Here is a 21,673-nt window from a genome sequence, read left to right as displayed (position 1 = left end):
CGCGGGCAGGGAACCGCCGGTTTGGCACGCTACGCAAGGCCTATATCGCCCGACGAAGCACTTGCCCTTCTTTCGAAAGGGGAATGGCGCATTCTTGCCGGCGGCACCGATTTCTATCCGGCCCAAGGCGCGCGCCCGATCACCGAAGACATCCTCGACATCAACGGCATCGAGGAACTGCGCGGCATTCGCGAGACGGACGGGCACATCGTGCTCGGCGCCCGCACGACCTGGACGGACGTGCTGCGCCACGCGCTTCCCCCCGCCTTCGATGCGCTGAAAATGGCCGCTCGCGAGGTCGGGTCGGTGCAGATCCAGAATGCCGGCACGGTGTCCGGAAACCTCTGCAACGCCTCGCCGGCGGCGGACGGGGTGCCGGCGCTGATGATCCTCGACGCCGAGGTGGAATTGTCCTCAATGGCTGGCGTGCGACACCTCGCGCTGGCCGACTTCATCCTGGGGAACCGCAAGACGGCCCGACGCCCCGATGAACTCCTCACCGCAATCCGCATCCCGAAGGGCTCCACGACCGGGGCATCGCATTTTCTCAAGCTCGGCGCGCGGCGATACCTGGTGATCTCGATCGCCATGGCCGCGGTGCGGATCGATCTCGCGGAGGACGGCCGCATTAGGAATGCCGCGATCGCTGTCGGGTCCTGCTCGCCGGTGGCCCGGCGGATGGGCGGGCTCGAACAGGCGCTGGCGGGGGCGCGACCGGAAGAGGCGGCCGAACGTGTGGACGCCCGGCACTTCGACGGGCTGGCGCCGATCGACGACGTGCGCGGGAGCGCCGCTTACCGCAGAGAGGCCGCGCGCGAGATCGTCATGCGCGCTCTCGGTGAGGTTTTGGGGGTGCACCTGAAGTGCGGGGAGGCTGCATGACCTTGGATCGCCGACCGATCGCCTTCGACCTGAACGGTATGCCGGTGTCGGTCGCCGTTTCGCCGGCAGCACGGCTTTCGGCGGTGCTGCGCGACGACCTGCGGCAGACCGGGACGAAGGTCGGCTGCGACGCCGGCGACTGCGGCGCCTGCACGGTGCTGGTCGACGGCGAGCCGGTCTGTGCCTGCCTGACGCCTGCGGCGAGCGTTGCGAGCCGCGCGGTGCGGACGGTCGAGGGTCTCGCCAACGGGAGCCTCGCGGCCATACAGGATTCCTTCCTGCGCCATGGCGCAGCACAGTGCGGCATCTGCACGCCCGGCTTCCTGATGGCGGCGACAGCGCTTCTGGAACGCAATCCGCAGCCCTGCGAGGAAGAGGTGAAGGATGCGCTCGGCGGCGTGCTCTGCCGCTGTACCGGATACCGCAAGGTGATCGCGGCGGTGATGAACGCGCATCTGACGGACCGGCTCCACAACCACCCGCCGCCCGGCGCGGGCCTGGCGGTCGGAGCCCGCGCGCCGCGGCTCGACGGGTTGCCGAAGGTGACGGGGGCCGAGATGTTCGGGGCGGACGCATGGCCGGCGGACGCGCTGTCGGTGCTGGTGGTGCGCTCGCCTTACTGGCATGCGGAGTTCTCGTTCGGCGATCTTGACGGTTTCGTCGCGGCGCATCCGGGCATCGTCGCCGTCTACACGGCGCGGGATATTCCGGGAGAGAACCGTTTCGGCGTCATCCCCGCCTTCGCCGACCAGCCGGCGCTCGCCGACGGTGCCGCCCTGTTCCGCGGCGAGGCCGTGGCGCTGATCGCCGGGGAACGGGAGGCGATCGCGGGCCTCGACATCGCGTCGTTTCCGGTCGAATGGCGCGAACTGCCGCACGTCCTGGAACAGGCCGAGGCGCGGCATGCGGCATCGCCCGTCCACGCCAGCCGCCGCGACAATCTGCTGATCGAAGGCATGGTCGAACGCGGCGACCCGGAGACCGCACTCGCCGCCGCGCACGTGACGGTGTCGGGCGAAATCAGGACTGCCTATGTCGAGCACGCCTATATCGAGCCCGAGGCGGGTTATGCGGCGATGGACGGCGACACGCTGGTCATCAAGGCCTGCACGCAGTCGCCTTTCATGGACCGCGACGACACGGCAAAGGTGCTCGGGCTGCCGGCGGAAAAAGTCCGTATCGTGCCGACCGCGACAGGGGGCGGGTTCGGCTCGAAACTCGACCTTTCGCTGCAGCCGCTGATCGGGCTGGTGGCGCTGAAGACGGGGCGGCCGGCGGCACTCGCCTATACGCGGGCTGAATCGATGATGTCGACCACCAAGCGGCATCCGGCCGACATGCGCGCCACGATCGGCGCGGACACGGAGGGCCGCGTCACCGGCATGGTCTTCGAGGGCGATTTCAACACGGGCGCCTATGCCAGCTGGGGTCCGACGGTCGCGGTGCGCGTGCCGGTGCATGCGTCGGGGCCGTATTTCACGCCGAACTACCGCGCGGTCGGGCGCGCTATCCACACCAACGGTCCGATCTCGGGCGCTTTCCGCGGCTTCGGGGTGCCGCAGGCGACGATCATGCAGGAGACGCTCTACGACGAACTGGCCGCAAAGCTCGACATTGACCGGCTGGCCTTCCGGCTGAAGAACGCGCTGCGCGACGGAATGGCGACGGTGAGCGGGCACGTGATGGAAAGCGGGGTGGGCATCGCCGCCTGCCTGGAGGCGCTGCGGGAGCCGTGGGAGCGGGCGTGCGCGGAGGCGAAGCGGATCAATGCCGAGGCGAACGGCGTCAGGCGCCGGGGTATCGGGATCGCGTCGTGCTGGTACGGATGCGGCAACACCGGCATCCCGAACCCCTCGACGATCAAGGCGGGCATCACCGCTTCGGGCGAACTCGTCCTGCACCAGGGCGCGGTCGACATCGGGCAGGGGTCGAACACCGTGATTGCCCAGATCTTTGCAGACGCGCTCGGCCTGGCGCTGTCGCAGGTCCGCCTGGAGGGCGCCGACACGGCGATCACGCCGGATGCCGGCAAGACGTCCGGATCGCGCCAGACCTTCATCTCCGGCAAGGCGGCGCAGAAGGCGGGACGGGCGTTGCGCGAGCGCATTTTGCGGGCGGCGAACGTATCGGGTGCTGCGCATATCGCGCTGGAAGAGGGCGCGATCGTCGTCAGCGAAGGCGAGGCGCGGCGGCGGATCGACCTTTCCGGCCTGCCGGCCGACGCGGACGGCTACGTGTTCGCGGCGGCCGAAAGCTACGATCCGCCGACGAAGCCGCTCGGGGCGAAGGGGCAGGGCGAGCCATACGCCGTCTACGGCTACGGCGCCCAGATCGTCGAACTCGACGTCGACATGGCGCTCGGCACGGTCAAGCTGGCGAAGATCACCGCTGCGCATGACGTCGGCCGGGCGATCAATCCCGTGCTGGCGGAAGGGCAGATCGAGGGCGGCATCGCACAGGGCATCGGCATGGCGCTGATGGAGGACTACGTTCCCGGCCGCACGGAGAACCTGCACGACTATCTCATCCCGACCATCGGCGACGTGCCGGAGATCGAGACGATCCTGGTCGAGGTGCCCGATCCGGAAGGCCCGTTCGGCGCCAAGGGGCTCGGCGAGCACGTGCTCATCCCCACCGCGCCGGCGATCCTCAACGCCATCCGCGATGCGACCGGGGCGCTGGTGACGCGGCTTCCGGCGACGCCGACGCGGGTTTTGGAAGCCCTGAAGGTGGCGAGGGTGGCGCGATGAGCGAGCTGTCCGAACGGTTCGAGCCGACCGTCGCAAAGCCTGCAGCCGACAAGATCCGCTGCGATGCCTGTCCGGTCATGTGCTACATCGCCGAGGGGCGGACGGGGGCGTGCGATCGCTACGGCAACCGCGAGGGGCGCATCGTCCGGCTCGATGCCCTGACGATCCTGCATCACGCGGAGGAGGAGGGCGCGGCGGTAGTGCCGTTCCTCGACGCGGCGGAGGACTGGGGCGGCGAACTCGTTAACGGCGGGCGGCGCTTCGTCAGCGCGATCGGCGCCGGCACCACCTATCCGGACTACAAGCCCGCCCCCTTCATCGTCAGCCAGGAGGTCGAGGGCGTCGACCTGGTGACGGTCGTCACCGAAGGCATTTTCTCCTATTGCGGCGTCAAGGTGAAGATCGACACGGACCGCCACATCGGGCCCGAGACGGCCGTCGTGCGCGCCCGAGGCGAGGCGGTCGGGCATGTGACCACCGCCGAATACGGCTCCCAGATGCTGTCGCTCGGCGGCGTGCATCACCTGACCGGGGGCTCGAAGGCCGAAGGCCGCGTCACCTGCGAGACGCTGATGGATCTTTGCAACCGCAAGCCGGTGGAACTTGCCATCGACGGCGGCGCGACGGTAATCGTGGAAGCTGGCAAGGCGCCGGTGATCGACGGCAAGATGGAGCATCGCATGCGCGTCGGCTGCGGATCGGCGACGATCGGCATGTTCGCCACGCAGTGGCGCGGGCTGGTCGACGAGGTCGTGGTGGTCGACGACCACATCACCGGCGTCGTCTCCGAGCACCAGGCGGGCAAGGTGCTCGGCTGGGAGGACACGGGCATCAAGATCGTCGGCCGCCGGTCGACCCCTGGCCGATATTTCAAGGTCTCCGAGCCCGGCCTCGGCTGGGGCGGCACGACGATCTCCAATCCGCTGGAAATCCTCGGCGACTGGAACGCCAAGAAGGGCGCGCGGCCGGGGCTGTCGCTCATGATGGTGTCGACGACCGGCGAGCAGTTCGCCTATTTTGAGCTCGACGAGGATCTCAAGCCGGTGGAAAGGCCGTTCCCGGATCGGTTGCGGAAATCGGTCGATCTGATTGAAGACAATTGCGAACCGGCGCTCTGCACCGTGCTGTTCATGGCCGGCGCGGGCGGCTCGCTGCGGGCTGGGGTGACGGAGAACCCGGTGAACCTGACCCGCTCGGTGCAGGGGCTGACGACCTACGTCACCTGCGGCGGCGCGCCGGTCTATGTCTGGCCGGGAGGCGGCATCACGCTGATGGTCGACGTCATGCGCATGCCGGAAAACTCGTTCGGCTACGTACCGACGCCGGCGCTGGTGGCGCCGATCGAATTCACGCTGCGGCGCGACGACTACGTGCGGCTCGGCGGCTACGAGAGCGAAATTCGTTCCGTCGACGACGTGCTCGCGCGCGGCGGGGAGTATCTTAATCCGCGGAGTTCCACGGCGGCTCCTGCGCGGAACCCGTGGCCGCCGCTGGCGCAGTTGCGGCGGGGCGGGCAGTCGTGAACGCCCCCCAGATCGCATGGCTGCCGGACGGGCGGCGGCTGCACATGAACCACGGGCCGATCGACCTGATCCTGGAAGCATGGGGCGAGGCGGACGAATGCCGGGCGGCGTACGGGCAGGCGGCGGCGCGGTTCGAGACCATTCTCCGCGAACTGGTGGAAGAGCTTGCGGAGCTTCGGCGACCGTCCCGGCGGGAACCGAGACGATTCGCGGGAGCGACGGCACTGCGGATGGAAAGGGCGGCCTGCCGGTTTGCCGCTGACGGTGCCGTGTTCGTCACGCCCATGGCTGCGGTGGCGGGCGCGGTGGCCGACGAGGTGCTCGCGGCGATGACGAAGGGCAGGGAGCTGGAACGGGCCTACGTCAACGACGGCGGCGACATCGCCATCCATCTCTCGCAGGGCGAGAGCATGCGGCTGGCGATCGGTGACACGGGCGACGGCTTCGGCGACCGGATTTCGGTGGACGCGCAGGATCCCGTGCGCGGCATCGCGACTTCCGGATGGCGCGGGCGCAGCCATTCGCTCGGCATCGCCGACGCAGTGACCGTGCTCGCGCGCGACGGCGCGATCGGAGACGTCGCGGCGACGCTGATCGCCAATGCGGTCGACCTGCCGGGGCATCCGGGGGTCGGACGAGTGCCGGCAGCCGAGCTTTCGCCGGACAGCGATCTCGGCGAACGGCTGGTCACGACGGCGGTAGGCCCGCTGACGGCGGAAGAGATCGACGAGGCGCTCGAGCGGGGGCTGGCCTTGGCCGAAGATTTTCGCCGGCGCGGGCTGATCGCGGCGGCGGCGCTGTTCCTGGCGGGGGAAAGGCGTGTGTCTATGGGCGATGGTGCGGGGCCGGCACTCTACGGTGCCCCCCTCTGTCCTGTCGGACATCTCCCCCACGAAGGGGGAGATCGACCGTCCCCGCCACCTCGCCCCAAAAAGGATATTCCTGGGAGGATGCATGCCTGATTTTCCGATCCGAAAGATCCTCGTTGCCGTCGAGGACGTCTTTCACGAAGGCGGGCCTTCCGTCGAAATTCCGCGACGCCGCGGTAGCGCACTGGCGCTGGTGAAGAACCCCTTCGCGGGGCGATACGCGCCGGAACTGCAGTCTGCCATGGAAGACCTGAAGCCGCTCGGGTCCCTGCTGACGGAAAGGCTGATCGCCGCCTTTGGGGACCAGGCGGAGAGCATCGACGCCTACGGCAAGGGTGCGATCGTGGGGACAGCGGGCGAGATCGAGCATGGCGCGCTCTGGCATGTGCCGGGCGGCTACGCCATGCGCGACAGGATTTCGCCTTCCAAGGCGATCGTTCCGTCGGCGATGAAGGTTGGCGGTTTCGGTGCTTCGCTCGATGTGCCGCTGGGCCACGTCAATGCCGCCTACGTGCGCAGCCATTTCGACGCTGTCACGGTCACCGCTCCGGACGGGCCGCGCGGCGACGAGATCCTGTTCTGCCTCGCCATGAGCTGCGGCGGACGCGTGCATGCGCGCATGGGCGGCCTGGAGGCGAGGGACGTCACGGGCGAGGACGGGCTCAGGTGAGCGCGCGCAAGCCGCTGAGGGTGGTGGATGCGTCCGAGCCGCGCGCGTACCGCCTGGAGGAGCAGATCGGGTTCGCCCTGCGCAAGGCGAACCAGCGGCACGTGGCGATCTTCGCCTCGCGGATCGGCGAGATGACGCCGCCGCAATTCGCGGCGCTGGCAAAGCTTCACGAGGTCGGCGAGACGTCGCAGAACCAGCTCGGCAGCCAGATCGCCATGGATGCGGCCACCGTTAAGGGTGTCATCGATCGCCTGAAGGCGCGCGGTCTGGTCGCCGTGGACAGCCACAAGGACGACAGGCGGCGGATCGTCGTCAGCCTGACGGAGGAGGGCAGGCAAACCGTCGAGAAGCTCCTGCCGCTCGCCGAGGAGATCACCGCCGAGACGCTTGCGCCGCTGAATTCCCGCGACGCTGCCGCGCTCCTGCGGCTTCTCGCGAAACTGGCCTGATCAGGCCGATACCTTCAACCGCAGGACGCCCGAGGCGCGAAACATCAGCCAGGAGCGCCGGCCGTACTTCCTGTCTGATCCGGCAAGGCGGGCGGACCGGACCGCGCGTCCGGGGCCAATACCGGGGGGGCGACGATCCCCGGTGTTTCCGGAACGGTCTCCACCATGGCTGCGGGGTTTTCCGGAGTGAGGACGGGGCTTGCGCCTGCTTCGGTGGCGTCGGCGCCCGCTCCCTCGTCCGTCCCCGCCTGTATCGGTGCGTCGGGGTCCCATCCGATCGGCATGGATGGCGCGACCTCGTCCGCGACCGCGGATTGCGAAGCTTCGCCATTTCCGGCGTTCGACATGAACGGGTCCTGGCCGGGAATGATGACGGTATCCTGCGTCGGGGCCGTATCCTGGGCGGCGGCGGGGACTGAGCCCTCCATTTCCGGTTCGGCGACGTCGCCGTATTGCAGGCCATTCGTCGCGGATCCTTCGAGCGCGGCCGCGCCGTCTCCCATGAACGTCGAAGCGGCGGCCGTGCCGCCTATGAAGGTGATGCGGCTCGGACGGCCGTCCCGATAGGCGATGGCGTAGTTGTGTCGTGGGAGGATGGCCTTCAAAATGTGGTTCAGATCGCCGTTGAACCTGCCGCTTATCGCCGCGGTCCCCCCGGAGGCGTTCTGGATGCCGAGCGAGAAGCGCTTGGCGATCTCCGCGACGATATCCTTCGACGGCGTCTGATCCGCGTTCAGGGTCATGGCGTCGAGATCGCCCTCTATAGTGAATCCGGCTGCGCTTGCGCCCTGGGACGCCGATACGAGCATTCCGGCGCCGATGACGGCCGCCGCCATGACAGAGTTTGTCACTGGCGCTCTCCCTGTGATTTGCGACCGCCACGTAACCACATCCGGCGCGGTTTTGGAACCATCGGTCTCGGGATGTTCGTCCGCGCCTCCAATAGGGCGGCCGGCCTCCTCCGCATGCCGGCCGGGTCCCAAGGGGACTTCCTGGCGAAAAGACGGTCGGTCAGGCTACCTGGCGCGGGCCTTCGCGGAAGGCCCGAAATGGCGTCCTTCTATCCCGTGTGGTGCCCACACGGAGCTTCCCTCCGCAACCAGGGGCGGCGACCGGAAGGACCAGGAGAACGGCTCGCCAATTGGAGTGCCCACTGACGAAACCGTTTACTTACGAAGCCAAATATTCCTGCAAGACAAAAAATACTTGTGTGCCCGTGAAAGTTGAATATCATGTTTTTCAGACAGGATGACCTCCTCGGTCCCATGATGCGTCATGTTTCCGAGAATCCATCGCTCGTCATTTTGTCCGGGATCGCTGTGGGGGCGCTGCGATATTATCAAATTCGGATCAGCTGATCTCCTTTCTGGAGTATCAGTGAGGGAGATGCTTTCCATTTTCCGGGAGGCAACCATGGAATGACGTGGCGCAGTACGCGCAGTCTGTACAACAGGGGTGGATTCATGGCGTTGCAGTTCAAGTTCGGTTCACGTTTGGCGGTCGCGGCCGTCTTGTTTGCTTCGCTCGGCCTTGCGGGCTGCGAAACGACGGGGCAGGGGGCGGCCGTCGGCGGGGTGATCGGAGGCACGGCCGGCTGTGGCATCGGCGCCGCGGTCGCCAGCAACAGCAAGACGGGCTGTCTGGTCGGCGGCCTCGTCGGAGCGCTCGCCGGCGCCATGATCGGCGATGCCATCGAACGCGAGCAGCAGCGGCGCGTTGTCTACAACGCGGCACGCAGCGGCGGCTCGGCGTCGTCCGGGACTTTCCGCAATTCCAAGGGTCAGAAAGTCAGGTTCAACGCCAAGACGACCAAGACCACCAAGAAGAGCAGCGATCCCGGGCTCTCCTGCCGTTCCCTCGAGGTGACGAAATACGTCGAAGGATCGAAAGTCGGTACGAGTTCGGCGAACCAGTGCCAGGTTCGGGTCGCGGGCGAGCCGACCTGGGCCACGCCGGAAGCCTGACGTGGGGGGCGGACGGGACCCGCGGGCCGGGTTCGCGTCCCTCTTCGCTCTCGCAGGAGCAGTACCAATGAGGAGGGAGGATTGTCGTCGATGGCCGGGGGGCGTGCGCATATTGCGTGTCCTTGCCGCCTGCCTCGTCGCAGCCACGACGCCGGTCGGCGCGCCGGCCCTTGCGGAGGGCGAGACCGTGCAGTTTCGCGCGGTCGATGATCTCTGGGGCAAGGTACGCGCGAACTGCGACAGACCCGATGGCGGCTACATCGTCGATCATTTCGGCTTCCCCGCACGCGGCGGCGTTGGGTCTGCCGCGCTCCGGAACATCCAGTTCCAGAAGCTGGAGGCGGCCCTCTCCAAGGTGCTCGCGGCGAACGGATCGGGCGGCCAGCGGGCCAATCTGAAACCGATCGAACAGGACGAGCTTCGGGCGCATGTCTACGGCGACGCTTTCGGGGAGAATGCGATCGTCGACCGCTTCAGGGACACTTATCTTCTCGCAACGGCCGATCTCGTTGCCGATGCGAAGGGCCAGTATCTCCTGAGCGTCACGGTTCGCGGGCTCGGCGGCACCTCGAACGGCTGCTTCGAAGCGTCCGACCTCTACCCGCTGCCGGAAGAAGAGGTCGGCGAACCCGTCGTCTCGCTGGCGGACATCTTCGGCCGCGCTGCCAGCAAGATGATCGACCGGTCCAAGGGCAAGGTTACCGTCTATCTCTCCGCGGAGGTGGTCGGGGAAGGCCAGGCACCCGGACGCTGGACGGACACTTTCGTCGACGAGATGCGCTATGCGGTGCAGACCGCGCGCGAGAAATCTTCCACCATCAACCTCTCGGATTCCACTGCATCCATTCTCGTCCAGCCGCAGACGACGGGGGCCAGCCCCACCGGCGAGCGATGGGTCAGCGACGTCAAGATCGAACGCAAGCGAAACGCCTACCGGGTGGTCCTGACCGTCGATCCCAATGCCGACTACATCGTTGAACCGGGGCTGGTGCAGCCGAGCGAACTACCGGATATCCCGGTCGAGCAGCTGCGGGACGTCAACTACGGAGCCGGCCGCACGAAGCTCCTCAATATCGTCGGAGAGCAACAGGTCGTCCTGGGGATGCTGCCAGGGGCCACCGACGTCCAGGACTATGGGTTCCGGTTGTCGGCGCCCGCCTATGTCGAATTCGACATTGCCGGGAATCCGGGCGAGCCGCCGCCCCTCGATCTCTACAACGGTTCCGGGGCGCTGGTAGAGCCGATGGCGTCGCGGTCGCCGACGCTGCGCCGTTTCCGGCTCGGCGCGGACACCTACCGTCTGCGGGTGCGCAACACGAAGGGCCCCCGAGCCGGGTACCGGCTGTCCTACCGGGGCTCCGAGCAGGCCCTCGCGCCGATGCTTCCGCCCGACTTCCGCATCACCCGCGTCTTTCGTGATTGGCAGGTCGGGATAGGCTTCCAGAAGGGAGAGCGGGCCTGTTTCGCCGTGACGGAGGCGACCCGCTGGTCTCCGGCCGGCTGGCGTCCCATACGCCCTTTCATCTGGTTCCTGGTCCCCGATTCCAAGGCATCCGAAGCGAGCGAACGGGTGATCAACCAGCGTTTCGACGTGGCTGCCTATTACGACACGTCCGTCCCCCTGCAGGGTCACGTCTTCGGCAACAAGGAGAACTGGTCGATCCCGATCGGCATCCGCGACCAGCAGATTCAGTCGGTGGTGGGGGGCGACATCATGTCCCTCGAGAGCCTCGAGGGACTGACACAGGGGACGGCGCTCGTCCTCGAAGGGGCAACCGCCGAGCAGCGCCCGGCACAGATCGAGTACTCGCTGAGCGGCTATCAGGCCGCGATCAACGAAATCCTGTCCGAATGCAACCGTCTCGACCTGCGCGCGGCGCTGATCCGCCGATGACCCGCCCGGACAATCACGCCGGCGGGGTCCGGCCGCCGGCAACGACAGGCGAAACGGGTCGAGCGTCCGCGTGAGACATCGATCGAGAGGAGTTGACCGAACATGAAACCTCCGAAGTTCCTGCCGGCCATTTTGGCGATATGTGCCGTGCTCGCCGTGGCTTCCGGGCCTGCGTTGGCCCAGAGCGGCAACGATGCGCGCGCGTCCGAAAGCCTTCGTTCGCTGCCCCCGACCGCGCCGGATTCGACGATGCACATCCAGTTGGCCCAGAGTGGGACCGATCGGCGCGCGACGGACATCATCCGTTCGCTCGCTCCGATGGCCCCGAATGCGCTGACGACGACGCAGACCCGAACGGCCCGCAAACCGGTCCGCATCAATGGAGTAATGGCCACGGCCTCGATGGTCGAGGTGGTCATCGATCGCGCCTACAGCCTCGATTTCGACGTCTATTTCGCCTTCGACAGCGTCGCGCTCGACCCGGACGCCCGGCGGTCGCTGCAAGAACTCGGCCATGCCCTGTCGTCGCCGGAACTGGCGGCGCATCGCTTCCTGATCGCGGGGCATACGGACGCCAAGGGCGCGGACGGCTACAATCTGAGGCTTTCCACCCAACGCGCGCGCGCCGTCCGCAGCTATCTCCTGGACGCCTTTCCGATCGATCCCGGCAACCTCTTCACCTACGGCTTCGGCGAGAGCGACCTGAAGGATCCGGGCCATCCCACGGCGGGCATCAACCGCCGTGTCGAAGTTGCCCTCATCGTGGAAGCACCATGAGGCGCGCCTCCTGTCTTTTCATCATTTCGCACCAGCGGGGATCAGCCATGTCGATTTTTTCGAGGATATTCCTCCTTCCGTTCGCCCTGTGGTTCGCGCTTGCGGGCGGGGCCACGGCACAGACCATCGCGCAAAGCGATCTGATGAGCCGGAACGTGACCGTCCTGGTCTTTTCCGACGACGCCGACGAGGACACGATCCCGCGCGACAACCGGATCTTCAACCGCGTCATCGCGCGGATTCAGGAGACGCTCAGTCTGCGTGGTTTCCAGGTGTTCGACGAGACCGCGACCACCCAGGACTTCACCGACACGCACCGCGTACGGCGGGTGGATGCCGAGGTGATCGAGATCGCGCGGTCGATCACGCCGCCGATCAACGTCGCGGTGGTGTTCCAGATCTATGCCTCGGTCGTGCGCGGCGAGTATCAGACGCTGCGGCGGCCCAAGATCAGGATCGCGGGCCGCATGCTGAACGTCCGCTCCGGCCAGTTCATGGGCTCCTTCGAGGTCAGCGACTTCACGCTCAGCCCACTGCCGCGCTCGTGCGAAGATCGCGAATGCCTGCTCGAGGAGGTCGGCAAGTATGCCAACGATCTCGCCGTCGCGCTCGGCGAGACGCTGGCGGACAAGCTCGAAGGCTTCGTCATCCCCAGCGCCCCGGCCATCGTCGGCCAGCCCGGCGAGCCGCTTGTGAGCAAGGACGGTGCGCCGATCACGTCGGGCGCGCCGGTCGTGGGGAGCGGGAACGGCTGCGCCGGCATGCCGGACACCTTCATCCTCCGCTTCAAGGAGTTCGAGGACGATCAGATCAACCAGTTCGAATCGCTGCTGGCGACCTTCGGGTGCTACACGCACCACACCACGATCCGGAGCCACCGCGGTCTGGTCGAGTTCGCCTACGACACCTCGTCGGGCGACGCGCGGCTGTCGCGGAACCTCCGGCTGCTCATGGACTACGTGAATACGCGCGGCAACGTCCAGAAGAACGGCAACGTGTTCGAGGTGACGCAGGTTCGCACGCGCTGACGTTTGCGGAGGGGTTCCGCGTCCGGCAGGCGGGGTGTCAAAAGCGAGAACCGCGCGCCGGTGGGGCCCGCGAACAACGGCGGAGGTCGGGGTCTCTCTTCCGCGCGAGTTCGCCGCAGGATCCGGCGGCGAAGGGATCGCCCCGGCAAGCGGCGTCGCCATGCGGGAGCAATACCGGATGCGGACGCGCGACCGGAAGAGTTCGGGCGCGTCAATAGCAGCAGGGACTCATCGAGCGATGGAGAGGCTACCCATGAAAATGTTTCCGTTGGCGGTGCCGGCACTGATCCTGGGCCTGGCGTTCGGCTCCGTCGCGATGAACCCGGCCCACGCCGCCGAGCGCTTCACGCTCTCGTTCCCGTCCCGCGAAATTGCCGGCTCGCTCGAAGAGGCAGCCATCCATCGGATCAAGGTTCCTTTCGAGGACGGCGCCACCGAGCTTTCGAAATCCGCTGAATCCACTTTCCTGTCGGACCTGCTGCGGCTCCAGAACGGGCTGCCGCGGACCGGTCCAATCCTCGTGGCGATCGAGTATCGCGCCGGTGATGCCGAAGCAGCCGACTTGTCCTACCGGCGGCTGAACTGGCTTCGCTCCGCGATCATCGCGAAACAGGCGGCGTTTTCGACCGATCGCGTGGTGATCGCCGCTTTCGCGCGCGCGGACGCGCCTCCGGGAACCGAGGTGCTCGTCCTGCCCGTCGAACTCGAACTTGCGGCCGATCCCGAGGACGATGGTGGCCTGCGCGCGGTAGCGCTCGATTCTGCATTCATGGGACCCGTCTTCATTCGCCTCGACGATGCCGACGACGCGGCCGTGGCCTCGTCCGCGCCCGCGAGCCCGCCGCCGGCTGCAGTCGACCCCGCTTCCACCTCCGAGGGTCAGCCGCCCGCGCCCGCCAACCTGCCCGCGCCCGCCACACCGTCCGGGCCTGCCGCGCCGGCTGATACGGCCGACGCGGGTGAAGAAGCAGTCCAGCCGCCGGCGCCGGGGGCTCAGCCTTCAGCGGCGGTTGCATACAAGGCCGTCTGGTGTCCCGCGCCGGACCGTCCTCTGGACGATTTCTATCCGGGCGGGCCGATCGTGCCATGCGGAGACGACCGCCCCTGAAAAGCCGCTTCCGGATCGCGAGCGCCGCGTGCCGGCCGCGACGTTTGCGGGGGCCGGCTGCGTGTTGCGTGACCTCGCTCTTTCGCGGCGCGGGCCGGAAAAGATGTCGGGGAGGGCTCCCCGCAGATCACGAGGGGTGATCTCAAACCGCATGCTGCCTGAGCGGCTGCCAAGTCTGCCCATCGACATTCATATCCTGCCATGACTTTCGCGGCGCGGTCGATAACGCCTCAGCGGGCGCGGATGGCGTTGAGGGCGAAGTCGATGATGTGGGCGCGGCGTTCCGCGCTCGCGGGCGGCGAGGCGAGGGGACGTTCGAAGATGCGGCTCAACGTATGGATGTTGGAGAAGTAGAAGAACGCCATGCCGGCGATCGACAGGTAGACGTGCAGGGGATCGAGGCCCTTGCGGAAGACGCCGTCCGCCTCGCCGCGCCTCAGCGTTTCCGCCAGGAGTTCGACGATGGGCCGGTTCACCGCCTCGACGTCGGCCGAGCCCTGGAGATGGCGGGCGCCATGGGCGTTCTCGTCGGCGATGAGAGCGACGAAATCGGGGTGTTCGGCCAGATAGTCGAAGGAGAACTCCACCAGCCGGCGCATCGCCTCCTCGGCCGGGAAGCGGCTGAGATCGAGTTCCTGCTCGCGCTGCCGGATCTCCTTGTAGACGTGCTCCAGGACCGCGGCGTAGAGGCCGTCCTTGCTGTCGAAATAGTGGTAGACGAGCTGCTTGTTCACCCGCGCCCGGCGGGCGATGTCGTCGACGCGCGCGCCTTCCAGCCCCCGCTCGGCGAACACCTGTCGGGCCGCCTGAAGCAGGACGTCGCGCGACGGCGTCCGTGCGAGATCGCCGCGTTTGCGGCCGGACACCGTTGCTGCGTCTGCATCCATCAGATCAACCGGATAGTTGGAATTCATTGACTTGCCTTCTAGCCTACCGCATCCTCGTCGGGCAACCGGCAACGTGGATGAGGCTGCGGGCCATGATGGATGAAAGCAGTCGCCATGCAACGGCTCCGGGCGTCGTTCCGCCTTACGGGGCGAGGGATTGGTGTCCCTGACAATCATGCGGCTGCCCATTCATCTCTGCAACGAGGTCGTGCGGGATCTCGACTTTCCCGCGCAATGCCGTTTCGCGCGCGAGACGGGCTATGACGGGCTGGAGATCGCGCCGTTCACCCTGGCCGAGGACCCGACGCGCCTGACATCCGCGCAGGTGCGGGCGTTCCGCTCCGCCGCCGAGGGGGAGGGGGTGGCCATCGCCGGCCTCCATTGGCTCCTGGCCGCGCCGGCGGGGCTGTCCATCACGGCAACGGACGAGGAGACGTCCCGCCTGACGCGCGAGGCGGGGCGGCGGCTGATCGGTCTCTGCGCCGAACTCGGCGGCTCGTATCTCGTGCACGGCTCGCCGCAGCAGCGCACGCTCCCGCCGGGGCACGAAGCCGACGGACGCGCGCGCGGCATCGCCTACTTCGCCGCGATGGCGGAAGAGGCGCGGGCGGCCGGGCTCGCTTACGTCATCGAACCGCTCTCGCGGCTGGACACCGCCTTCGTGAACACCGTCGACGAGGCGCTCGCCATCATACGAGAGATCGGATCGCCGGCCCTGAAGACGATGGTCGACTGCTACGCCACGGCCGCCAATGGCGAGGACGTCCCCGGCCTTCTCGACCGGCATCTTCCATCGTCCGAAATCGTCCACGTGCATTTCAACGACGACGACAAGCGGGGACCGGGGGAAGGCAGCATCGATTTCGCGGCCGTGCTCGCGGCGCTGCGTCGCCATGGCTGTGCCGGCGCGGCGGCGGTCGAACCGTTCGTCTACCTGCCGGACGGTCCCGCCTGCGCGGCGCGCGCCATCGGCTATCTGCGGGGTTTAGAGGCCGGGTCATATCATGCCACGGGTGCCGCGGCTGAACCCATCGCCGGGCCCGGCGGATGAGGATTAGCATCGTCACCGACGAACTCTCGGCCGATCCCGAGACGGCGTTCGAACTCGGTCTCGAATGGGGTGTTTCGGAGTTCGAACTGCGTGGCGTCCACGAAGGCCGCCTGCCGCGGATCTCGCCGCATGCGCGGCGCCGGCTGGTGCGGGCGGTGCGGGATTTTGGCGTTTCCATCACCGCGGTTTCGCCGGGGCTGTTCAAGGGGCGGCTTCCGGCCGCCGAGCCGCAGAGATCGAACCTCCACTGGATGGACGCGGGCTTCGACAAGGCCTGGTCGGCGGCGCGCGCCATGTTCTCCGACCATCTGGACGCGCTCCTGCCGGAGACGCTCGAATTCGCCGCCGAGGTGGGCGCAACCAGTGTCATCGCCTTCAGCTTCCGGCGGGAGGGTGCGGGTGGGGACGGCATTCCGGGCGCGGTCGCCGAGGCTGTCGCGCGCGCGGCCGAACGTGCGGGCGCGGCGGGGCTGGACCTGCTGATCGAGACCGAGGAAGGTCATTGGGCCAACACCGGCGCGCGCACCGCGGCTTTGATCGAAGCCGCGGGGAGGCCGGCGAACCTCGGCGTGAACTGGGATCCGGCGAATGCTCTGATCGACGGCGACGTGCCGTTTCCCGACGGCTGGCGCGCGGTGCGGCCGCTGGTGCGCAACGTCCATTTCAAGGACGTGCAGGTGGAGCCTTCCGGCGATTGGCGAATCGTCGAGAAGGGCGGGGTCGATTGGCAAGGGCAGATCGGCGCACTGCTGGACGATGGCTATGCCGGCGCGATCGGCGTGGAGCCGCATCTGTCGCCTTCGGTGGCTTCGACACGGCGCGCGCTTGAACGGCTGCGGGGACTGATCGCGGCGGCGCAGGGCGCGCGCGAAAAGAATCAACCAGCTAGTTGAAACCTGTCGCGGGACGGTCTAGCCTCCGGTCGGCAAGGCGTCTGAAGGGGAACGAGGATGCGTGTTTCGACTGCCCAGCGATCTCATCCGGACGAGACGCCGGCCGCGTCCCAGGCGCCGCGTGGCGCCTCGCTGTCGAACCCGCCCGCATCCTTCCCCGACATCGAGACGCTCGACGATTTCCTCACCACCCCGGACGACGCGCTGGTCGAGGACATGGCCAGGCTCGACGGCGACATCCTGATCCTCGGGGTTTCGGGCAAGATGGGACCGACGCTCGCGCGGCTTGCGCGCCGCGCGGCGCCGGACAAGCGCATCATCGGGGTTGCGCGCTTCAGCGAGGCGGGGCTGGAGGGGCAGCTTCGCTCGCATGGCATCGAGACGATCAAGGCCGATCTCCTCGACCCGGCGCAGGTGGAAAATCTCCCCAAAACGAAGAACGTGGTCTTCATGGCCGGCCGGAAGTTCGGCGCGCGGGGCGCGCCGGCGCTGACCTGGGCCATGAATGTCCACTCGCCGTCGATCGTGGCGTCGGTCTTCCGGGAATCGCGCATCGTGGCGTTCTCCACTGGCAACATCTATCCGCTGGTCGACGTGATGCGGCAGGGGGCGCTCGAATCAACGCCGCCGGGTCCGCGCGGCGAATATGCCCAGAGCTGTCTCGGACGCGAGCGCATGCTGGAATACTTCTCGGAACTCTACGGAACTCCGGGTCGGCTGTTCCGGCTGAATTACGCGATCGACCTGCGCTACGGGGTGCTCCACGATCTTGCGAGCCGGGTGAAGGCGGGCATTCCCATCGACCTGTCGCTCATGGGACACGTCAACGTGATCTGGCAGGGCGACGCCAATGCCTGCGCGCTGCGCTCGCTGCTCCACTGCACAACGCCGACCAGCCCGCTCAACGTCAGCGGCCCCGAAACGCTGTCGGTCCGGTGGCTGGCGGAAGAGTTCGGCGCGCGCCTCGGCGTCGACGCCAAGATCGTAGGAGACGAGGCGCCGACCGCCTGGCTGACCAACAGCGCGGAGGCGACGCGGCTCTTCGGCTATCCGCGCGTACCGCTGATGCGGATGCTGGACTGGGTGGCCGACTGGGTGGCGCGCGACATGCCGAGCTTCGGCAAGCCGACCAAGTACGAGGTCCGCGATGGCGGCTTCTGAGGCCGGCGCGATCGAAAGGCTGACGCGTGCCGACGTCGCGTCGGGCATGGCGCTGTCGACCGAGGCCGGCTGGAACCAGACCCAGGACGACTGGCGCCATTTCATCGTGCATGGCCGCGCGGTCGGGATGCGGGCGCCGGACGGCAGGCTGGTGGCGAGTGCCGCCGCCTTGCCGTACGACGGTCCGTTCGGCTTCGTCGGCATGGTGCTGGTGACCGCGGACTGGCGCCGGCGGGGGATCGCCACCCGCCTGGTCGACCGTTGCGTAGCCGAACTCCGTGAAATCGGACTGATGCCGGTACTCGACGCCACCGCCGCCGGGGCGGAGGTCTACCGCCGCCAGGGTTTTATTGCCCAGTTCGGGTTCGACCGCTGGGAAGGAACGCTGGAACCGCCTGCGTCGGGACAGGGGAGTGCAGGTTCGCTCTCCGGGGACCTCGTAGAGTTGGATGCCGAAGCATTCGGAGCAAGGCGCGGCAAACTCCTGGAGGATTTCCTTTCGCGGCCGGGCACGTCCGCGCGAGGTGATTCAAGCCGCTTCGCCCTGCTGCGTGCCGGCCGCCGGGCTCTCCAGGCGGGTCCCGTGGTGGCCAAGGACGAGAACTCCGCCATCGCCCTGCTCGACGATCTTTTTGCCGCGACGCGCGGACCGGTGTTCATCGACGTGCTGGCCGGCAGGAGCCGCGTGGGGGACTGGCTGGCGGCCCGCGGCTTCACCATCCAGCGCAGCTTCACCCGCATGGCGCTGGGTCGCGAGGCGCCTTTCGGAAAGCCCGAGCGTCTATTCGCCGTGGCCGGACCGGAGTTCGGATGATGGCGCACACGGATGCAATGGCTTCGTTGAAGGCTGGGACGGTCATCCCGGCGCATCCGCTGGCGCTCGACGCGTCGCGCACGTTCGACCGGCGCCGCCAAAGGGCGCTCACGCGGTACTATCTCGATGCCGGGGCGGGCGGGCTCGCGGTGGGCGTTCATACGACGCAGTTCGCGATCCGCGAGGCAGGCCTCTACGAGGACGTACTCGGACTGGCCGCCGAGACGGCGGCGGCATGGACCGATCGCGACCCGGTGATGGTCGCTGGTCTGGCGGGCGCCACCGCACAGGCCGCGAAGGAGGCCGAGACCGCGTCGTCGCTCGGCTATCATGCGGGGCTCCTGAGCCTCGCCGCCATGAAGGGCAGCAACCACGACGCCATCATCGAACATTGCGAGGCGGTGGCCGAACGGATGCCGCTTGTCGGTTTCTACCTGCAACCGGCGGTCGGCGGCATCCATCTCGACGCGGCGTTCTGGACGCGCTTCGCCTCGATCCCCAACGTGGTGGCGATCAAGGTCGCGCCGTTCAACCGCTACCGGACGCTGGACGTAATGCGCGGCGTGGCGGAAGCCGGGGCGCAGGACCGGATCGCGCTCTACACCGGCAATGACGACCACATCGTGCTCGATCTCGTCACGCCGTTCCAGGTGATGGTAGAGGGCAGGCCGGTGACCCTGCGGTTCGTCGGCGGGCTGCTCGGGCACTGGTCGGTATGGACGAAGGCGGCGGTCAGCATCTTCGATCGATGCCGCGCCGAGGCGGGCGAGAATGCCGTAACGGCGGAACTGCTCGCGCTCGATGCCCGCGTCACCGACTGCAACAGCGCCTTCTTCGACGTCGCCAACGATTTTCACGGCTGCATCGCGGGATGCCACGAAGTGCTGCGCCGGCAGGGCCTGCTCGAAGGGACGTGGTGCCTCGACCCGCACGAGGGGCTTAGCGCCGGCCAATCGGCCGAGATCGACCGGGTGCTGCGCCAGCACGGCGATCTTTCCGACGACGCCTTCGTGGCTGCCAATCTGGAGCGGTGGTTGGCCTGATGAAGATCGCCCGCGTCGAAGTCTTCCCGCTGGAATTTCCGTTCAGGAGCGCGTTCCTGATCGCCGGCGGCGTTGCGGGGCGCCCGGGCGAGCCATCGGTGCGGGTGCTGGTGCGGCTCAAGACGGAAGGCGGCGCGGTCGGCTGGGGCGAGGCGACGCCGACGCCGCGCTGGACCTACGAGACGACGGAAACCATCGTCTCGACCTTGCGAAAGTACCTCGCGCCGGCGGTGAAGGGCATCGAGATCTGGAATTTCGACGCCCTGCATCGCGCCATGGACCGGGCGATCAGTCCGGGCGTGACACCGGGCTCGCCGCTGGCGAAGTCGGCGATCGACGTCGCGGCGCACGACGCGCTGGGCAAGGCGCTTGGCGTGCCCGTCCACCAACTCCTCGGCGGGCGCCGGCGCGACGAGTTCCAGTTGTCGTGGATGATCTCGGTGTCCGAGCCGGTCGGCGCGCAAAGGCTCGCCGAGGAGGGGCTCGGAGCGGGCTACGAGGTGTTCGACGTCAAGGTGGGCATGCACGGCGAGGCGGGCGACCTCGAACTCGTGCGGGCCACTCGTGCGGTCGCGAGCGACCGCGTCATCCAGGTCGACGCCAATCGCGGCTATTCGCTGGCGGCGGCCCGGCGACAGGCGGCGCGCTTCGCCGACCATGGCGTGACGCTGTTCGAACAGCCGCTGGACGGGTTCAATCTCTCAGGCTACCGCGCCCTTTGCGCCGCGAGCAATGTCGAAATCGGCATCGACGAGAGCTTGCGGTCCACGGCCGATCTCATCGAATACGTGCGGGCCGACGCGATCCACGTCGCCGTTGCCAAGGTCCAGCGCAATTCCGGCCTCTACCGCTCGCGGCAGCTCTGCGAGACCGCGCAGGCCGCCGGGCTCGGCCTGTCGCTGTCGGGCCTCACGGAAACCGATCTCGGCCTTGCCGCGGGGCTCCATCTTGCCGCCGCCTTCGACATCTCGCCCCTGCAGCTCAACGGGCCGCAATACATCGAGACGCCGTTCCTGGCCGAGCGCGTGTGGCGCGGCGGCGGAACGGTCCGTCTTCCGGACGGTCCGGGCCTGGGGGTCGAGGTCGACGAGGGCTGGGTGCGCAGCCATGCCGTGGAGGTCAGCCTGTGAACTTCGTGATCCGCAAGTTCATGGACTACCTGCCGGCGCTGGTGCTCTTCGGGGCGCTGCTCGTCCTGTGGCAGATGGCGGTGACCGTGTTCGGGATACGCCAGTACCTGCTGCCGAGCCCCGCCTCCGTGCTGGCGGCGATGACGTCGGGCCAGATCGACTGGGCCGGGCACATCGCGGTGACCGCGGCGGCGATCTTCGGCGCCTTCGTGATCGCGGCGGTCGGCGGGATCGCGCTCGGCATCGTGATCGCCTGGTCCGATGTGATGAGCCGGGCGTTGATGCCTTTCCTGGTCTTCGTCAACACCTTGCCCAAGGTGGCGGTGGCGCCGCTTTTCCTGCTGTGGCTCGGCTACGGCATTCTTCCCAACATGCTGATCGGCGCGCTGATCGGCTTCTTCCCGGTCGTCATCAACACGGCGGTGGGCCTGTCGCAGATCGACAGCGACATGCTCGACCTGGGACGGGTGTTCAATGCGCCCAAATGGAAGGTCTTCGCCAAGATCCGCATACCCAATGCCTATCCCTACATCCTTTCGGCTCTGAAGGTGACCGCGACGGCCGCCGTGGTCGGCGCCATCGTCGGCGAGTTCGTGGCCTCGCAGCGCGGGCTCGGCTACGTGATCATCACCTCCCAGAGCAGCATGAACACGCCGCTGGCCTTCGGGGCGCTCGTCTGGATTTCGATCATCGGGCTGGCGCTGTTCGGCGCGGTCGCGGGCCTGTCGCGTGTGGTGGCCCCTTGGGCCGAGGGACAAGAAGCGAATTAACCGCCCGAAA

General features: G+C 67.7%; 20 protein-coding genes. 18 read left to right on the top strand and 2 right to left on the bottom strand.

The window, feature by feature from the left end; all coding sequences use genetic code 11:
- The first annotated feature begins 21 nt into the window (after positions 1–21).
- The 6 genes from ABGN05_RS15410 to ABGN05_RS15385 are packed head-to-tail and all read left to right on the top strand — an operon-like array spanning position 22 to position 7,143.
- The gene (locus tag ABGN05_RS15410) at positions 22–882 is read left to right on the top strand and encodes an FAD binding domain-containing protein (protein ID WP_367954918.1); all 861 of its coding nucleotides are present in this window, start codon (positions 22–24) and stop codon (positions 880–882) included.
- On the top strand, positions 879–3,632 hold the full coding sequence (locus ABGN05_RS15405; protein WP_367954917.1) for a molybdopterin-dependent oxidoreductase: 2,754 nt from the start codon (positions 879–881) through the stop codon (positions 3,630–3,632). Before ABGN05_RS15410 ends, ABGN05_RS15405 begins: the two co-directional genes overlap by 4 nt.
- Positions 3,629–5,155 (top strand): 6-hydroxynicotinate reductase, encoded by a 1,527-nt coding sequence (locus ABGN05_RS15400; protein ID WP_367954916.1) that lies wholly within the window; start codon positions 3,629–3,631, stop codon positions 5,153–5,155. The genes ABGN05_RS15405 and ABGN05_RS15400 overlap by 4 nt, the downstream gene beginning before the upstream one ends.
- Complete coding sequence (locus tag ABGN05_RS15395; RefSeq protein WP_367954915.1) at positions 5,152–6,117, top strand: UPF0280 family protein; 966 nt, start codon at positions 5,152–5,154, stop codon at positions 6,115–6,117. Before ABGN05_RS15400 ends, ABGN05_RS15395 begins: the two co-directional genes overlap by 4 nt.
- Entirely contained in the window at positions 6,110–6,694 is a 585-nt protein-coding gene (locus ABGN05_RS15390) for an amino acid synthesis family protein (protein WP_367954914.1), read from the top strand. The genes ABGN05_RS15395 and ABGN05_RS15390 overlap by 8 nt, the downstream gene beginning before the upstream one ends.
- Positions 6,691–7,143, top strand: a complete 453-nt coding sequence (locus ABGN05_RS15385; RefSeq protein WP_367954913.1) for a MarR family winged helix-turn-helix transcriptional regulator — start codon at positions 6,691–6,693, stop codon at positions 7,141–7,143. The genes ABGN05_RS15390 and ABGN05_RS15385 overlap by 4 nt, the downstream gene beginning before the upstream one ends.
- Positions 7,144–7,187: 44 nt before the next feature.
- Here ABGN05_RS15385 and ABGN05_RS15380 read toward each other — a convergent pair whose 3' ends face one another.
- The gene (locus tag ABGN05_RS15380; RefSeq protein ID WP_367954912.1) at positions 7,188–7,994 is read right to left on the bottom strand and encodes a hypothetical protein; all 807 of its coding nucleotides are present in this window, start codon (positions 7,992–7,994) and stop codon (positions 7,188–7,190) included.
- A 567-nt stretch (positions 7,995–8,561) separates the two neighbouring features.
- Here ABGN05_RS15380 and ABGN05_RS15375 point away from each other — a divergent pair.
- The 5 genes from ABGN05_RS15375 (at position 8,562) to ABGN05_RS15355 (ending at position 13,914) form a co-directional block, all read left to right on the top strand.
- Complete coding sequence (locus tag ABGN05_RS15375) at positions 8,562–9,107, top strand: glycine zipper domain-containing protein (protein WP_367954911.1); 546 nt, start codon at positions 8,562–8,564, stop codon at positions 9,105–9,107.
- A 67-nt stretch (positions 9,108–9,174) separates the two neighbouring features.
- The gene (locus tag ABGN05_RS15370; RefSeq protein ID WP_367954910.1) at positions 9,175–11,001 is read left to right on the top strand and encodes a hypothetical protein; all 1,827 of its coding nucleotides are present in this window, start codon (positions 9,175–9,177) and stop codon (positions 10,999–11,001) included.
- A gap of 102 nt (positions 11,002–11,103) precedes the next feature.
- On the top strand, positions 11,104–11,778 hold the full coding sequence (locus ABGN05_RS15365; RefSeq protein ID WP_367954909.1) for an OmpA family protein: 675 nt from the start codon (positions 11,104–11,106) through the stop codon (positions 11,776–11,778).
- 47 nt (positions 11,779–11,825) lie between these two features.
- On the top strand, positions 11,826–12,806 hold the full coding sequence (locus tag ABGN05_RS15360) for a hypothetical protein (protein ID WP_367954908.1): 981 nt from the start codon (positions 11,826–11,828) through the stop codon (positions 12,804–12,806).
- A gap of 253 nt (positions 12,807–13,059) precedes the next feature.
- The gene (locus tag ABGN05_RS15355) at positions 13,060–13,914 is read left to right on the top strand and encodes a hypothetical protein (RefSeq protein ID WP_367954907.1); all 855 of its coding nucleotides are present in this window, start codon (positions 13,060–13,062) and stop codon (positions 13,912–13,914) included.
- A gap of 230 nt (positions 13,915–14,144) precedes the next feature.
- On the opposite strand, the gene ABGN05_RS15350 is transcribed toward ABGN05_RS15355, so the two are convergent.
- Positions 14,145–14,828, bottom strand: coding sequence for a TetR/AcrR family transcriptional regulator (locus ABGN05_RS15350; protein ID WP_367954906.1), 684 nt, complete (start codon positions 14,826–14,828; stop codon positions 14,145–14,147).
- Between the two features lie 133 nt (positions 14,829–14,961).
- Between ABGN05_RS15350 and ABGN05_RS15345 the strand changes: the two genes are divergently transcribed.
- The 7 genes from ABGN05_RS15345 to ABGN05_RS15315 are packed head-to-tail and all read left to right on the top strand — an operon-like array spanning position 14,962 to position 21,663.
- Positions 14,962–15,852 (top strand): sugar phosphate isomerase/epimerase family protein, encoded by an 891-nt coding sequence (locus ABGN05_RS15345; protein WP_367954905.1) that lies wholly within the window; start codon positions 14,962–14,964, stop codon positions 15,850–15,852.
- The gene (locus ABGN05_RS15340; protein ID WP_367954904.1) at positions 15,849–16,745 is read left to right on the top strand and encodes a sugar phosphate isomerase/epimerase family protein; all 897 of its coding nucleotides are present in this window, start codon (positions 15,849–15,851) and stop codon (positions 16,743–16,745) included. Before ABGN05_RS15345 ends, ABGN05_RS15340 begins: the two co-directional genes overlap by 4 nt.
- Positions 16,746–16,802: 57 nt before the next feature.
- The gene (locus ABGN05_RS15335) at positions 16,803–17,906 is read left to right on the top strand and encodes an NAD-dependent epimerase/dehydratase family protein (protein ID WP_367954903.1); all 1,104 of its coding nucleotides are present in this window, start codon (positions 16,803–16,805) and stop codon (positions 17,904–17,906) included.
- Complete coding sequence (locus ABGN05_RS15330; protein WP_367954902.1) at positions 17,893–18,720, top strand: GNAT family N-acetyltransferase; 828 nt, start codon at positions 17,893–17,895, stop codon at positions 18,718–18,720. Before ABGN05_RS15335 ends, ABGN05_RS15330 begins: the two co-directional genes overlap by 14 nt.
- Positions 18,717–19,763 carry a dihydrodipicolinate synthase family protein gene (locus tag ABGN05_RS15325; RefSeq protein ID WP_367954901.1) on the top strand — a complete coding sequence of 349 codons (1,047 nt, stop codon included), beginning with the start codon at positions 18,717–18,719 and terminating at the stop codon, positions 19,761–19,763. The genes ABGN05_RS15330 and ABGN05_RS15325 overlap by 4 nt, the downstream gene beginning before the upstream one ends.
- On the top strand, positions 19,763–20,893 hold the full coding sequence (locus tag ABGN05_RS15320) for a mandelate racemase/muconate lactonizing enzyme family protein (protein ID WP_367954900.1): 1,131 nt from the start codon (positions 19,763–19,765) through the stop codon (positions 20,891–20,893). Before ABGN05_RS15325 ends, ABGN05_RS15320 begins: the two co-directional genes overlap by 1 nt.
- The gene (locus ABGN05_RS15315; protein WP_367954899.1) at positions 20,890–21,663 is read left to right on the top strand and encodes an ABC transporter permease; all 774 of its coding nucleotides are present in this window, start codon (positions 20,890–20,892) and stop codon (positions 21,661–21,663) included. The genes ABGN05_RS15320 and ABGN05_RS15315 overlap by 4 nt, the downstream gene beginning before the upstream one ends.
- The last annotated feature ends 10 nt before the right edge of the window (positions 21,664–21,673 follow it).

The organism is Aquibium pacificum (genome assembly GCF_040839445.1).
Lineage (GTDB): Bacteria > Pseudomonadota > Alphaproteobacteria > Rhizobiales > Rhizobiaceae > Aquibium > Aquibium pacificus.
This window is presented reverse-complemented; position numbering and strand designations above follow the sequence as displayed.